Origin of the sequence: Nocardia sp. NPDC058658, from assembly GCF_042716665.1 — a bacterium.
GTDB lineage: Bacteria > Actinomycetota > Actinomycetes > Mycobacteriales > Mycobacteriaceae > Nocardia.
Genome location: NZ_JBHXRR010000015.1, coordinates 42,292 through 57,044 on the forward strand (window position 1 = coordinate 42,292; position 14,753 = coordinate 57,044).

Consider the following 14,753-nt stretch of genomic DNA (forward strand, 5'->3'; position numbering starts at 1 on the left):
CAATCTGCCATACAAAGTAAACGTAGGCTAACCTACCTTCTCTGTCGGCTCTCCTCGAGACCGGTGACACGAGGACGGTCGGACATCTTGATGAAGGAGTTGCTGTGGGCTCGGTGGATCGGGACGACGTGAGCGCCGAGGATCCCGGATTGCCGCTCACCGGAGCGCAATCGGGCATCTGGAACGCCCAGCGTCTCGACCCCGACTCGCTCAGCTACACGGTCGGCGAGGTACTCGAGATCGCCGGCACCGAGCCCATCGATGTGGCGTTGCTGGACACCGCGATTCGGCACACCATCGCCGAAACCGACACCATGCGACTGCGATTCGCCGACACACCGGACGGCCCGCGTCAGCGGATCACCCAGTTGGACCCCGAACTTCGCCCGCTGGTCGACCTGCGCGGCGAAACCGACCCGATCGCCGCCGCGCACCGGTTGGTCGCGGCCGAACGCGAACGCTCCGCCACCTACTGCCGGGCCATGACCGACCGCCAGCTCTACACCTACACGCTGCTGCGCCTCACCGACAACGACGTGTGGTGCATCCAGCTCTACCACCACCTGATCATCGACGGCTACAGCGCGGCCATGGTGTCGCGCCGGGTCGCCGCCCACTACACCGCGCTGCGTCGCGGCGCCGACGTGCCGAGTCTGCGGTGGGGCTCGATCGAAACGCTGGTCGACGAGGACCTGGAATACCGTGCGAGCCAGGCACATCAGCACGACCGCGACTACTGGCGCGACCGTCTCACTCCGCTGCCACCCCTGGACGGTCGCGGCCGGGCACCCGAAGGCGTGGTCGAGCAGACCCACGAGATCCGCGCAGTCCTCGACGCCGACCTCGTGGCACGGGTCAAGGCGGCAGCCACGGCGATCGGCATCACCTGGGCCGATGTGCTCGTCGCCGGTTATGTGGGGTTCGTGCACCGGTTGCTCGGCGAGACCGATGTGGTCATCGCGCTGCCGGTGATGGCCCGCGTCGGCAAGACCGCGCTCACCACGCCGTCCATGGCGGTCAACGTACTACCGCTGCGGATTCCGGTTTCGGGCTCGGATCGCCTCGGCGAACTCGGCAAGCGAGTAGCCGATGCCCTGCGGGAAATGCGCGCCCACCAGCGATTCCGCGGTGAGGACCTGGCCCGCGAATTCGGCGGTGCGCAGACCGGAGCCCTGCTGCACGGCATCGGCATCAACCTCAAGGCGTTCGACTTCGCCCTCGACTTCGACGGTGCGACCGGCACGCTGCGCAATGTCGCCGGTGGCCCGCCGGAGGAGCTGGGGCTCACGGTCACTCCGCTGTCGCAGGACCGGATCCAGCTCGGCTTCGAGGTCGACGCGCGGTCCATGGACGCCGGCACCGTGCGACGACGGATGGATGCGCTGGTCACGCTCATCACCGACCTGGTCGAGGAGGCCGACCGACCGCTCGGCGCGATCGGCCTGTACCCGGGGGCGCTCGGCGCGCGTATCGCCGTCGAACGAGCGAGTACCGCACTGCCAGGTCGCCCTGCGGACCTGGTCGAGGTCTTCGACAACATGGTCGCGACGAGGCCCGACGAGATCGTGCTCGTCGACGACAACGAGCAGGTCACCGCTGCCGAATTGGGCGCGCGGACCCACCGACTCGCGCGATACCTGCGCGGCCTCGGCGTCGGTCCGGAGGGCATCGTCGGCATCGCGCTCCCCCGCACCGTTGACCTGGTGATCGCCCTGCTCGCGGTCCAACACGCGGGCGCGGCCTTCCTGATGCTCGACATCACCCATCCCGCCCAACGCCTCGCCGACATCATCGACGACGCCGCACCGGCGCTGATCCTCACCGACGACACCGTGGCACACACGATGTTCGCCGATCGGCCGCTCATCCCGCTCGCCGATGAGCTGTCGACCCACGGACTGTTCGAGGCCGCCGCTGATCGAAATGCCGAGGTCGGCAGCGCCGAACGCGGGCCTGGTTCGGGTGCGCTGATCCGACTGTCGGACAACAAGGTTCGCGACACACTCGACCGCATGGCGAGCGATCCAGTGACCGCCGCCGAACTCGCCGCGCCACGCTCGGCCGCGCATCTCGCCTACGTCGTGTACACCTCGGGGTCGACCGGCAAGCCCAAGGGCGTGCAGATCTCCTGTGGTGCGATAGCCCAGCTACTGCACCACCACCGCTCGACCGTCTACGCCGAGACCGCCGAGCGGGTGGGCGGACGGCAGTTGCACGTCGCGCACACCTATTCCTTCGCCTTCGACGCAGCGCTGGATCAGCTGTTGTGGTTGTGTTCCGGACACCGGATCCACCTGTACAACAGCGAGATTCAGAAGGACGCCGCCGCACAGGTCGCGGCTTTGCGTGCCGATCGCATCGATGTCGTCGACACCACCCCGTCGATGGCGACCGCCCTGATCGACAACGGCCTACTCGACGGCGCGCACCGCCCCGAGCTGCTACTGCTCGGTGGCGAGGCGACCCCGCCCGGCTTGTGGTCTGTCATCGCCGCGTCAAAGGTGTTCGCCCGCAACATGTACGGCCCGACGGAGGCCACCGTCGACGCGCTCAGCGCACCGGTGACCGGGGAGCTCCCCCATGTCGGCGGTCCGCTCGCGGGAACCCGCGCCTATCTGCTCGACGGCGCGCTGCGACTCGTCCCGGACGGCGAGATCGGCGAATTGTATTTGTCCGGCCCGCAATTGGCGCGCGGCTACCTCGGGTGCGAGGTCGTGACGGCCGAGCGGTTCGTCGCCGATCCGTTCACGCCCGGCGAGCGCATGTACCGCACCGGCGACCGTGCGCGCTGGCTACCCGGCCACGGCTACGACTACCTCGGACGCGCCGACCAGCAGATCAAGGTGCGCGGCTACCGCGTGGAACTGGGCGAGGTCGAAGCGTCACTCGGCGCACTGCCCGGCGTGGCCGCTGCGGCAGCCACCATCCGCACGTCCGGCGACAGCACCCGACTGGTCGGCTACCTGGTCCCCGAAGCGGGCCGCACCCTCGATGCCGACCGACTGCGCCACCACCTGACCACTGTGGTCCCCGATCACCTGGTCCCCTCGGTCCTCGTCGTGCTCGACTCTCTCCCAACCACCGTCAACGGCAAACTCGACCGCGCCGCCCTGCCCGCCCCCCAGCTGACCTCGACCGGACGCCCACCCCGCACCGAGAACGAGCGCGCGCTCTGCGGTGTCGTCGCCGAGGTTCTCGGCGTAGCCAAGGTCAACGCCACCGACGACTTCTTCGGCCTCGGCGGCGACAGCATCACCGCCATCGGCGTGAGCAGCCGCCTGCGCGGACTCGGCTTGGTCGTGCAGCCGAAAACCCTGCTGGCCCAACGTGACCTGGCATTCATCGCGGCTGCGGCCCAGACGGTGGAACACCAGGCCGACACCCCGGCCCCGGACGAGGCGACCGGCCCCGTCCCGATCCCGCCCATGGTGGCCGCATTACTGGAGGCGAATCCGAGCCACACGGCCATCGCCGGCTACGCCCAGTGGACCGCCATGTCCCTCCATGAAGACCTCACCCTCGAACACCTCACCACCGGCCTCCAAACCCTGCTCGACCGCCACGATGCCCTGCGCCTGATCCTCGACGAAACAGCGGCCGGGCCGCGCCTGGAGGTCGCCGGCGTCGGCACGGTGCGCGCCTCGGACCTGTGTCGCGAGACGGTGCTGCCCGGATCGACGGATACGACAGTGCATGCCACGTCAGCGCGACCAGGTCGCGAACTCTTGCAGGCCGCGGATTCGAATTCCACAGTCCCACAGGAAATGTCAGCAGTAGATGCACTGGTCGCGACGGTTGCGGCCGAGCTCGCGGCCGGCCTGGATCCCGCCACGGGGATCGAGATCCGCGCCGCGCTGGTCAGAACGGCACAGGGAAGCGCGGACCGCCTGGTCTTGGTCGCCAACCACCTTGTCGTAGATGGGGTTTCGTGGCGAATTCTGGTGCCCGAGCTGTACGAGGCATGTGTAGCGGCACGAGAGAGGCGTGCGGCGCGACTGTCCGCGAAGGGGAGTTCGTGGCGGCGTTATGCCGGCCTGCTCGCCGAATCCGGCGCTGCGGGCGATCATCGGGCGGAGCTGGCGCACTGGGAGCACGCCCTCGGCGGTGGGTCGGTAGTTCCGCTGGGTGAACGCGTGCTCGATCATGCCATCGATCTCGTCGAGAGCGCGGAAAGGACAAGGACTTTCGCCGCACCAGAGATCTCTGACGCACTGCTGACCAAGTTGCCTGCCGCCTATCGGGCCAAAACCGACGAAGTGCTGCTCGCGGCGCTCATGCTGGCGGTCAATGCCTGGCGCCACGAACGGGGCGAGGCGCTCGAGTCGGGACGGCCCGTCACCGTCGAGGGGCACGGTCGGGAACCGTTGCGCGCCGACACCGATTTCGCGGGCACCATCGGCTGGTTCACCAGCGAGTTCCCCGTCCGGACGCCCGCGACCGGCATCGACAACCCGGACGGTCTCGCCGACGCCATGGCCGGTGGCGCGGCGGCCGGGCAGCTGTTGCGCGCGGTCAAGGAAGCAAAGCGGGCGGTCCCCGGCAACGGTGCCGGCTACGGCGTGCTGCGCCGGCTCGACCCCGAGACCGCCCCGCGGTTCGCTGGCAGGCGCGCGCCCGAGCTGCTGCTCAACTATCTCGGACGATTCGGAGGCGGTGCTGCGCTCGGCTGGAGCCTGCCCGAACACGACGCGTTCGCGGTGACCGAACCGCCGGAAAAGGCACTCACGGAGGTGCTTTCGCTCAATGTCTTCGTGCACGAGAACACCGCCGGACAGCCCGGTGCACTGGAAGAGGTCCGTGAAGGCCGGGCCCGCGAGACCCTCGCCCCCGGGCTCGCGGTGGAGTGGACTGCAGCGGGCCGGATTCTCGACGCCCACCAGGTCGCCGAACTCCAGCGGCACTTCGAACGCGCGCTGGAGGCGTTCGCCGCGCACGCGCAGCTGTTCCCCGGAGGTCTGACGCCGTCGGACTGCGACCTGCCCGTCGACCAGGCGACCATCGACGCACTGGAGGCGACGCACGGCCCGTTGGCCGAACTGCTGCCGCTGTCGCCGCTGCAGGAAGGGTTGCTGTTCCATGCGATTCGCGATGGCGCGGACGACGCCTACACCCTGAGCGCCCGCGTCGACCTGCACGGTCCGCTGGACGGTCCCCGGTTGTCGGCGGCCTTCGACACCGTCGTCGGCAGGCACCCCACCATGGCCGCGGCCTTCCACTACGAGGGCCTGGACCAGCCGGTTCAGGCGGTCCCCCGCTCGGTCGCCATGCCGTGGCGTGAGGTCGATCTGTCGGCATTGCCGCTGCGCACCGCACAGTCCGCCGCCGACCGCTTGGAAGTCGAAGCGACCCAACACCGTTTCGCGGTGGACCGGTCACCGATGCTGCGCGCCACCCTGATTCGCATACCCGGCGACGCGCACCGGCTGGTACTCAACACCCATCACCTGGTGATCGACGGCTGGTCCACGCCGATCGTCCTGCGCGAGGTGCTGGCCGTCTACCACGGCGACGAACTCCCCTCGACCGCCCGATACAGCGACTACCTGTCCTGGCTGGGCACCCGCGATCGCGACGCTGTCCGCGCGGCCTGGGCACAGCGGCTGGCCGGGCTCACCGAGCCAACACTGGTGCGCACCAACACTTTCCGCGAGCGCGAGTTCCAGCAGTGGCAGGTACCGCTACCCGAATCGCTCACCACGGAACTGGCCGAACTCGGCCGTCGTCGCGGTTTGACGATGAATACCCTGGTCCAGGGCACCTGGGCGCTGGTACTCGCCGCACTCACCGGACGCACCGACGTCGTGTTCGGCGCAACCGTTTCCGGCCGACCCGCCGAACTGCCGGGCGTAGCAGGCATGGTCGGCCTGTTCGCCAACACGGTGCCGGTGCGGTGCACCTTCGACCAGCATCGCGCACTGCTCGATCAACTGGCCGAACTGCAGGAAAACCAGCTCGCCATGCAGGAATTCGGCCACGCGAGCCTGGCGGAGATCGAACGGATCACCGGCATCGGCACCCTCTTCGACACCCTGGTCGCCTTCGAGAACTTCCCGCATTCCGGTGCCGAACAACCGAAGTCGCACGAGCTGCGCCGCGGCGACTTCCACAATCACGGCAACACCCACTACCCGATGACCCTCATCGCCCCGCCGGGTGACCACCTGCACCTGGTGATCTGGTACGACCGCGCCGCCGTGCTCGACACCACGCTCGCCCAGATCTCCGAACGGATCGGCGCGATCCTCACCGCCCTGACCAGCACCGACACCGATCCCGGGGCGTTCCTCGCGCCGCTCACACCACCCGCATCGACCGCACGCCCCGCCATCCAACAGGCGGATCCGAGCGGCGAAACCCTGGCGGAATGGGGCACGCCCGTCGACCCGGCGATGCCGGCCATCACAGCCGAGAGCGTCACGATCGACTTCGGGGAATTCGGTTCCAAGGTGAATCGCCTTGCTCGGTGGCTTATCTCGCGCGGCATCGGACCCGAAACCGTAGTGGCCGTTGCCATGCCGCGCACCATCGATTCGGTCGTCACCGCACACGCCATCTGCCGGGCGGGCGGCGCGTACCTACCGATCGATCCGGAACAACCCGCGCAACGCATCGACAGAATTCTCGAAACCGCCTCACCCGCACTGGTTCTGCACTCACTCGACGAGGCCGATACCGGCGGCTTCGCCGATACCGAACTCACCGACGCGGACCGCCTCGCACCGCTGCGCCCCGCCAACACCGCCTGCCTGCTGTTCACCTCCGGCTCCACCGGCACGCCCAAGGGCGTGAGCCTCTCGCATGCCGCCATCATCTCCACTTTCGAATGGCTGCAACGCGAATGCCGACTCGGCCCCGGCGACACGATGCTCTACCGCACCCCACCGATCTTCGACGCCTCACTCATGGAGATGCTCTTACCCCTGCACGTCGGCGCCCGAATCGTGCTGACAAAGCCGGGCGGACACCGCGATCCCTACTACCAGGCCCAGCTCATGAGCTCCGAGCGGGTGACCGCGATGTGGATGACGACCTCCATGCTGACCGTGCTCGTCGAAGAAGCCGACCTGTCGGAGTGCACGGATCTGCGCTGCGTTCTCACCGGCGGCGAGGTGCTGCCGCCCGCGACGGCACAGCGCATGCGCGCGCTGACCGGGACCGCTGTGTACAACTTCTACGGTCCCACCGAGGCAGCGATCGGCTTCACCTTCCACGAGACCGTCGACGCCGACACTGCATCGGTCCCGGTCGGAGCGCCGGCCGATGCGGTCCGCATCCTCGACGACCGCTTGCAGCCGGTTCCCGACGGCACCATCGGTGAGCTGTACATGACCGGCGTCCGGCTGGCCCGCGGCTACCTGACCCGACCCGACCTGACCGCTGCCGCCTTCGTGGCCGACCCGCATGCCGGCGGCGAAAGAATGTACCGCACAGGCGATCTGGTGAAACTCGACCCGCACGGAGAACTCGAGTACGTCGGCCGCACCGACAGCCAGGTGAAGTTGCGCGGCCAGCGCATCGAACTGGGCGACATCGAATCGGCGCTGCTCCAGGTTGCCGGAGTGGCCCAGGCAGTGGTGCTGCTGCGCGAAGACACCCCCGGTGACCAGCGCCTGGTCGGATACCTCATCGCCGAGTCCGGGGCCGTGCTCGACACCGCAGCCGTCCGCGATCACCTCCGAATGATGTTGCCCACGTATATGATTCCTGCCGCATTCCTAGTCTTGGACCACGTTCCGCGCACCGCGACCGAGAAGATCGCCCGACGCGAACTCCCCGCGCCGGAATCCGCGCCCGTCTCGACCGCTGGGCACCGCCTGAGCACGTGCTCTGAGTCGGCGACAGCAGGTTCGCCGTCGCACGCCGCCGTTGCCCCGCGTGCCAGGTCCAACTCGACACGCACCGGGGCCGACGCCGTACCCGCCACTGCCGCCGCCGTCATCGCGCCGATCGAGGCCGCGACCCTCGCCACCACGCAGGTCAGCGGCCCGCTCGACACCATCCGCGAGGCCATGGCGGCGGTGTTGTCGGTCGACGAAATCGGCGCCGACGACGACTTCTTCGGCAAGGGCGGACACTCACTGCTCGCCGTGCGCCTGATCGGCCGCCTGACCCGCGCGGGCCTCCCGGTGGTGCTCGACGACGTCTTCGCCGCCCCCGCCCCGCGCGGTCTCGCCGCACGAATCGCCACGGTCGACCCCAGCACATCGCGACCGGCCGACGGTCTCGCCAGCATGGGCCGCCGCCTCGATCCGGTACTGGAACTACGCACCGAAGGTTCGGCCCCGCCCCTGTTCTGCATCCACCAAATCGGCGGCACCGCATGGAAATACGCGCCACTGGCCCGACTACTCCGTGCCGAGCGACCGATCATCGGCCTCCAGATGCCCCAGCTCACCGGCCGCGAATTCGACGGTCGCACACTCGACGATCTCGCGAACTACTACCTCACCGCCATCCGCCGAATCCAGCCCCAAGGCCCCTACCACCTGCTCGGCTACTCACTCGGCGGCAACCTCGCCCACTCGATCGCGGCGATCCTCGAAGCCGACGGCGAACAGGTCGCCTACGTCGGCCTGCTCGACTCACACCCACTGTCGAACCTGACCGACCGCGCCGCCGCAACCCTGGCCGACCCCTCCGGAATGGACGCACTGCTGCCCGAAATCGCCGAGTACGCACCGGAATTGGCGGTAGTGGTCCTCAATGCCGCGACCGAGCTACTGCGCATGGTCACAGAGTCGCAGTCCCCGCACTACAGCGGCCCGATGGCCCTGTACTGCGCCGACACCGGCGACGAACCCGAACGCGTACATGCCCAGCTGACCGGATGGCGGGCCGCCGGCGCACAGCTGGTGGTTCGACGGCTTCCCTACTCGCACAACGACATCGCGACCCCGACCGGCTGGCTCGAGGTCGCCGCCCTCCTCGATGTGGATCCGGCGATCCGCACCTGAACCTCCCCAGAAGAAAGAAAAGGAACACCCTTCATGTCATCTCACCGAATGACGGCACGCATGCGCGCCGCCGCCGCACTCCTGATCGTCGCGGTATCCGCGACGGCAGCGGCCTGCGGCAACTCCACCGCCGACCAGCCGACCGACACCGGCACCCGCCAGGTGGAAACCGCCAAGGGCCCCGTCACCGTCCCCGCCAACCCACAGCGGGTCGTAGTCCTCAACGGCGCCCTCGCCGGATACCTCTTCGACCTGGACGCCAAGGTGAAGGCCGCGGACCCGCGCATCCTGGGCGTCAGCCTGAACCCCGGCGAGTTCCCCCCGGCCTGGGCCGCGGACGCCAAGGAACAAGGCACCGTGGCGGTGCCCTCGGGTGACGACCTGAACCTGGAGTTCATCGCCTCCCAGCAGCCGGACCTGATCATCGGCGGCGGACCCGGCTGGCCCGGCCAGCAGACGATCAAGAACTACGACAAGCTCGCCGCCGTCGCACCCACCGCACTGGTGCCCTCGAACCTCGCCAACTGGCAGGACCAGCTGAAGTCGGTGGCCGATTTCGTGAACCGCCCCGACAACGTCGACGGCATGATCGCCGCCTACAAAGACCAAGTCGCACAGGTGAAATCGGGTCTGAAGCTGCCGCAGGGCGCCACGGCCGTGATGCAGTCCCAACCCGACGGCAAGGCCATCCTGCTCGCCCCCAACACCCCGCTGGCCACCCTGCTCTCCGATGTCGGTTTCACCGTCGACGACAAGATCGAGGCGAAGGCAGGCAACCCGCCCCGCGCCGAGGCAGGTGACTGGGTGACCTTCAGCCCCGAACTGCTGAGCACCGTCGTCGACGCCCCGGTGCTGTTCATGATCACCCTCCCCGGCGGCCGCGACATCGCCGGACTGAAGCAGGATCCGGCGCACGCCCTCCTGCCCGCCTTCCAGAAGAACCAGGTCTACGACCTGCCGGTGGCGAGCAAGCGCCCGGACTACCGAGGTGCCATGGCACTGCTCGACCTGCTGGCGCAGCGCTTCAAGTAGGGCCTACGACGCAGCGGCCCTGACCGTCGATGGCGAAACGACAAGAGGTTTCGCCATCGACGTACCGACGGGTCCGGGTCTTACCGAACACCAGGTAACGCGGATTCGAATTCTCCGGAAGCCGCCCGTTCGACCTCACCCTCTGGATCCCGAGATGTTATACATAACAAGATCTTTGGGGAGGGCAGTGGTGGGGAACTCTGAAACTTTTGTCGCGGTCGCGGCATCCGGCAACATCGCGGTGCGCACCACCGAGCTCGGACAGCCGGTGCGGTTGCGCATCCGCCAGGAGGAGCTGAACCGGCATCCCGCGCACTTGGCCGCGGAAATCGTGCTGTTGTGCCGCCAGGCTGCCGACCGCGCCGCACTGCTGCGCAGGGCAGCGCTCGAAGCCGCGGGGATGAGTGCTGCCGCCCTCGCCGCCACCGGCCTGCCGACCCGCGACGAGGTGGCGGCCGCCGAACTCGCCTACGACCAACAGTTCGGCGCCGAGCCGCAGATCTGGGTCCGACCCAACTGAGGAGAACGACCATGGTCGACTCGATGGACGAACTCATGCACCGCGTGCGCGGCAGGTTGTACCGCATGCAAGAACTCTCCGAACGTCTCGCCGCCATCCGGATCCGCGAGTCGGCGGCCGACGGCGCCGTGGTCGTAGAGATGGACGGCAACGGCGCCCTCGTGAATCTGGTTCTGAGCGACAGCATTGCGCTGATGGCGGCGAACGATTTCGAGACCGCGGTGGTCGCCGCCGCAGCGGCCGCGACCGACCGGGCCCTCGCACAACAAGCCGCACTGGTCCGAGACTTCAATTCCGAAATCGCCGGCTGAGCCCGGCACCGACACAACCATCTTCTCGAGATCCGGGGTTACCTCATGGCCGATCGTCTGCAAGCCGACCACTCCACCATCGCCGAATTCGGCAGCGCGCACGCCGGCATGGCGTCCACGGTCGCCGCGTCCGCCTTCGAACAGGGCGCGCTGGTCGCCGCTGTCGCACCGGTTTTCGGCCTCATCGGCCAGGATTTCCTGGCGGCCTTCTCCGGCGCCGCGGGCAATCACCTGACCACGCTCGGTGAGATCGCCGCCGTCCACGCGGGCACATCGGTGACCGCCTTCGAGGCCGCCGGCCTGTACACCTCGACCGACCAGGCATCATCGGGCTCACTGAGCCAGGTGATCTGAGCATGGCCGACAGCGACATCCCGGCAGAGTCCGAAGCTCCTGCGGCACAGGATGATCCGAACGCCGAGGTGCCGCTCGCCGAAACCGATGAACAGACGGTCGAAGACGTCATCCGCGATCTACTCGACAGCGACGCGCTGGCACCACTGCTCGGCCTATCGGTCCCGGACATGCTCAGCTCCCTCGGGCTACCGCAACTGCCCCAACTGTCTGCGCGGCCGACCGACGGCAGCGCGACCACGACACCGCTTGACATCGCAGGCCTGATCGAACCCGTCCTCGAGATGGCCTCTGCCTTCGGCTCCGGCAACACCAGCAGCGGTTCCGGCTCCGACGCGAAGAGCTCGCTCAGTGACACCTCCGAGGCGCTGTCCTCGACGAGCGATCTCGCCTCGTCGGCACTGGAAGCCGCCACCGAACTCTGGGAGGGCATCGGCTCGGTCGCCGCGGCTCTCAAGAGCTCGGACCTACAGCAGAGCAGCGCCGAGGCCGCGGCCCAGAGCGACAAGATCAAGACTCTGGTCGCGCAGGGAGCGCAGACCGTCGGCCAGGGCGTCTCGGAAATCGGCGGCATCGTCACCCGGTTCTTCGCGGCCATGACGGCTGCGGGCCCGTTCCTGTGGACGCCACCCGGCCAGGCATGGGCGATCGGCCTGGCCACCGAGAGCACCGCGGAGGCCCAGGCCGTCGTCGCGAAAACGCAGGCAGACCTCACCGCGAAAGCAGGCGAGATGACCGCGGCGGGCGAACCGGTCGAGGTCACCGACGCACCGCAGGGCGTCGACGCGATGAGCGTGGCCACCGAGCTGATCGGCCTCGTCTCACCGCTGATGAGTTTGGTCTCGACCGGGGCGTCAGCCCTGAGCGGTCTGGGTGGTACCGCCGCCGACGCGGTCGAGACCGGCGTGTCGGCCGCAACCGACGCCGTCAGCGGTGCCTCCGAGGCCGCGAGCTCGCTTTCCGACGCCGCCACGTCTGCGGCGCAATCACTTTCGACACCGACAACGCCGGACAGTAGCCTCTCGGCGGTCCCCCCGACTACGAGCAGCGAGAAGGACTCGCTCCGCCCCGCCTCTGCGAGCTCCGGCGGATCCGGCGGCATCGCAGCAGGATTCGGCGGTGCCGCGCCCGGTCCGTTGTCCGGATCGCCACTGGGCGCACGACTGAGCAACCTCGGCAGTCCCGCCGTTCCGATGACCGCGGGCCTCGATGGATCGACGAACCCGAACAGTCGTGCGGGCACCCCGGGCTCGCCGGGCATGCCCGGTGCCGCCGCGCCCGCGGCAGGGGCTCGTCGTGCGGGCGACGCAGGCTCGCAGGACGCCCACCACACCGCGCTCGTCACCGGCCAACACGGCGACGAACTGGTCGGCGAAATGAATGAAGGAGCACTTCCCGTCATCGGTGTCGAAGAGGAAGTCTTCGACGAGGCACCGGACGATCTTTCCGTGTGACGCACCAGATCCAGGAGTTCTGATGGCCGACAAGGTCGAAGTAGATCCGGCACAGCTGCAACGGCTCGCCGCCGATGCCGACGCCCTCAAAGACCGACTCGCGGCCATCGCCGCCAACGCGTCCGCCGCCGTCGCCTCCGGGGCGGCGGCGTGGGGCGCCGACCGCTACGGCGACCGCTTCGTCAGCGCCGACGGCAGCAACTTCGTCGCCCGCGCCGACGAAATACATACGGCCACCACTGAACTCAGTGACGCCTTCGACACCTTCGCGACCGGCGAGGGTCAGTCGAAGTCGACGATCAACGGCACCGAACAAGCGAACACGGACCTGTTCCGCTGATGTCGAACGAATACGCCGAAGACGCCGAATCAATGCTGGAAGACCTGCACCGCCACGCGGCCACGATCGCCGAGGCCGCCGCCGAACGCGCCCGCCTCACCGCCACCGCGTCGGCGGCGCAGGGACGGGTCACGGTCACGGTGAACGCCGACGGCGTCGTCATCGGCACCCGACTCGCCCCCTCCGCAACAGATATGAGCCTCAGCGAACTCGCCGAATCCTTCACCGCGGCAACACAAGAGGCCGCAACACAGGTCCAGCGAGAAAGCGCACGCCTACTCGCCATGGTCACCGCCAACGGCGCTCCCATCCCGAGACTCTCCGACATCGTCGCCGACATGCCCGAACTGAGCGAACTCCTCCCCGACCTCGCCCCCGCCTCCTTCGCGCCCCCAACTCCCGCTCGCGCAGAAGCGCCCGATCCCCACCCGATGAACACCAGCTCCGGCGTCAACATCTTCGGCAAAGCCTGACTCGGGTAGCGACCCCCTACCGGGCGAGAAGACTGTCTCACGGACCAGAGTTTTCGTCGCTGTCGTAGTCCGACCAGGTGCCGACTGCTCGCCCCTTCGAGAATTGGCCGGTAGACCGCAAAGAACCATCCCAATACCACGTGCGGGTCGGGCCGTCCCGGCGCCCATCGACATAGGTCTCGAGGGAGACGATCGGACCTGATGTCCCGATCCGCTCGATCACCGCGCCGGTGAACGGAGCACCCTCGTATTCGGCGACCGCCGCCCAATCGATCGACAACAACGGATCATGGAAATCGATCGCGTCACGAGGGATCCCTTTTCTGGTCAGCTCGTCCCAGATCTCGATGACCCGCCCCTGCTCGTCATAGACCACCGACGACTCCTTCTCCTCGTCGAGGTCGTAGCGATCGACTCGACGAAGCCGGCCCGACGGATACCACTCCTGCCACACACCGACGGGCCGATTGTGGTGAAACCCACCCTCATAGCGTTTGGCACCATCGGAATACCACCCGCCCCAGTAACCGTCTCGATCTCCATCGGAGTAACTCCAGAACTCACGCGGCTCACCCTCCGCCCCGACCTCCACATACCCCGAAAACGGCTCACCGCGATACGACAACCGACCGGTCGCCTCGTCGATCACCACACCCGGATCGTCGGGAGTGATGAAATATTCGTCGAATTCCGACACAGCGAGGCCCCTCTCGGCAATCAGAAGTACGACATGAACGCCGCGTTGAACTCGGGCTCACGGGTATCGAAGGTACCCGGCGTGTAGTCGAGCCCCCGCACCCTGGCAACGAACTCAGCGGGCAGCACGAGCGGGCCGGCGGCCAGGTATCGCAACGAATCCTCGCGCCAGATCCAGACTCCGTCGGAGTACAACGAGGAGCCGCCCTCGATCCAGCCCTCACCCGCGACGAGATCGGGCGTCGCTTCCATCACGTCGAAGATCGCCCGCACGTTGGCCATGTACTCGAGAATGCGACCTCGATCCGGTTCTACCGCACCGGTTTCGGCGGTGGACAACGACGGCAGCTCCTGGAACCGATCCTGATACATCTCCCGGTACATCGCCACCGGCCGCAACACCATCACGTTCTCCCTCGCCGAGCCGCCGCCCTCGGACGCCCCCGTCCATGATCCTTCGGGCAAACCCCCGGCTCCGTCAACCGGGCGCTGTCTTCGTTCGCTCGCTGTGCGGCCCGCGAGCCGAGATGTTATATATATCAAGATCTTTGGGGAGGAAGTCATGCGGAACTCCGATGCGGGGGCCCGGTGTTCAGCGCCGGATCGGTCGGTCGCGACG

At 67.9% G+C, this 14,753-nt stretch carries 10 protein-coding genes; 8 read left to right on the plus strand and 2 right to left on the minus strand.

Annotated features, from left to right (window positions below):
• The first annotated feature begins 104 nt into the window (after positions 1-104).
• From ACFWUP_RS20700 to ACFWUP_RS20735, 8 genes are all read left to right on the plus strand, one after another.
• Positions 105-8,954, plus strand: a complete 8,850-nt coding sequence (locus ACFWUP_RS20700) for an amino acid adenylation domain-containing protein (RefSeq protein WP_379236619.1) — start codon at positions 105-107, stop codon at positions 8,952-8,954.
• A gap of 33 nt (positions 8,955-8,987) precedes the next feature.
• Positions 8,988-9,986: an ABC transporter substrate-binding protein gene (locus ACFWUP_RS20705; RefSeq protein WP_379236621.1), complete on the plus strand. Its 999-nt coding sequence runs from the start codon at positions 8,988-8,990 to the stop codon at positions 9,984-9,986.
• Between the two features lie 190 nt (positions 9,987-10,176).
• Positions 10,177-10,506 (plus strand): hypothetical protein, encoded by a 330-nt coding sequence (locus ACFWUP_RS20710; protein ID WP_379236623.1) that lies wholly within the window; start codon positions 10,177-10,179, stop codon positions 10,504-10,506.
• A gap of 11 nt (positions 10,507-10,517) precedes the next feature.
• Complete coding sequence (locus ACFWUP_RS20715) at positions 10,518-10,817, plus strand: YbaB/EbfC family nucleoid-associated protein (RefSeq protein ID WP_379236625.1); 300 nt, start codon at positions 10,518-10,520, stop codon at positions 10,815-10,817.
• Positions 10,818-10,862: 45 nt separating this feature from the next.
• Positions 10,863-11,171, plus strand: a complete 309-nt coding sequence (locus ACFWUP_RS20720; protein WP_379236627.1) for a type VII secretion target — start codon at positions 10,863-10,865, stop codon at positions 11,169-11,171.
• Positions 11,172-11,173: 2 nt separating this feature from the next.
• Complete coding sequence (locus tag ACFWUP_RS20725; RefSeq protein WP_379236629.1) at positions 11,174-12,625, plus strand: hypothetical protein; 1,452 nt, start codon at positions 11,174-11,176, stop codon at positions 12,623-12,625.
• 22 nt (positions 12,626-12,647) lie between these two features.
• Entirely contained in the window at positions 12,648-12,965 is a 318-nt protein-coding gene (locus tag ACFWUP_RS20730; RefSeq protein ID WP_379236631.1) for a hypothetical protein, read from the plus strand.
• Positions 12,965-13,438 (plus strand): YbaB/EbfC family nucleoid-associated protein, encoded by a 474-nt coding sequence (locus ACFWUP_RS20735; protein ID WP_379236633.1) that lies wholly within the window; start codon positions 12,965-12,967, stop codon positions 13,436-13,438. Before ACFWUP_RS20730 ends, ACFWUP_RS20735 begins: the two co-directional genes overlap by 1 nt.
• Before the next feature lie 37 nt (positions 13,439-13,475).
• On the opposite strand, the gene ACFWUP_RS20740 is transcribed toward ACFWUP_RS20735, so the two are convergent.
• Positions 13,476-14,135 carry a toxin-antitoxin system YwqK family antitoxin gene (locus tag ACFWUP_RS20740; protein ID WP_379236635.1) on the minus strand — a complete coding sequence of 220 codons (660 nt, stop codon included), beginning with the start codon at positions 14,133-14,135 and terminating at the stop codon, positions 13,476-13,478.
• A 20-nt stretch (positions 14,136-14,155) separates the two neighbouring features.
• The gene (locus ACFWUP_RS20745) at positions 14,156-14,599 is read right to left on the minus strand and encodes a hypothetical protein (RefSeq protein ID WP_379236637.1); all 444 of its coding nucleotides are present in this window, start codon (positions 14,597-14,599) and stop codon (positions 14,156-14,158) included.
• Positions 14,600-14,753: the final 154 nt, after the last annotated feature.

Coding starts and splice junctions, on each gene's coding strand:
- ACFWUP_RS20735 (WP_379236633.1), top strand. CDS start 12,965: ATGTCGAACGAATACGCCGAAGACGCCGAATCAATGCTGGAAGACCTG.
- ACFWUP_RS20730 (WP_379236631.1), top strand. CDS start 12,648: ATGGCCGACAAGGTCGAAGTAGATCCGGCACAGCTGCAACGGCTCGCC.
- ACFWUP_RS20705 (WP_379236621.1), top strand. CDS start 8,988: ATGTCATCTCACCGAATGACGGCACGCATGCGCGCCGCCGCCGCACTC.
- ACFWUP_RS20720 (WP_379236627.1), top strand. CDS start 10,863: ATGGCCGATCGTCTGCAAGCCGACCACTCCACCATCGCCGAATTCGGC.
- ACFWUP_RS20715 (WP_379236625.1), top strand. CDS start 10,518: ATGGTCGACTCGATGGACGAACTCATGCACCGCGTGCGCGGCAGGTTG.
- ACFWUP_RS20725 (WP_379236629.1), top strand. CDS start 11,174: ATGGCCGACAGCGACATCCCGGCAGAGTCCGAAGCTCCTGCGGCACAG.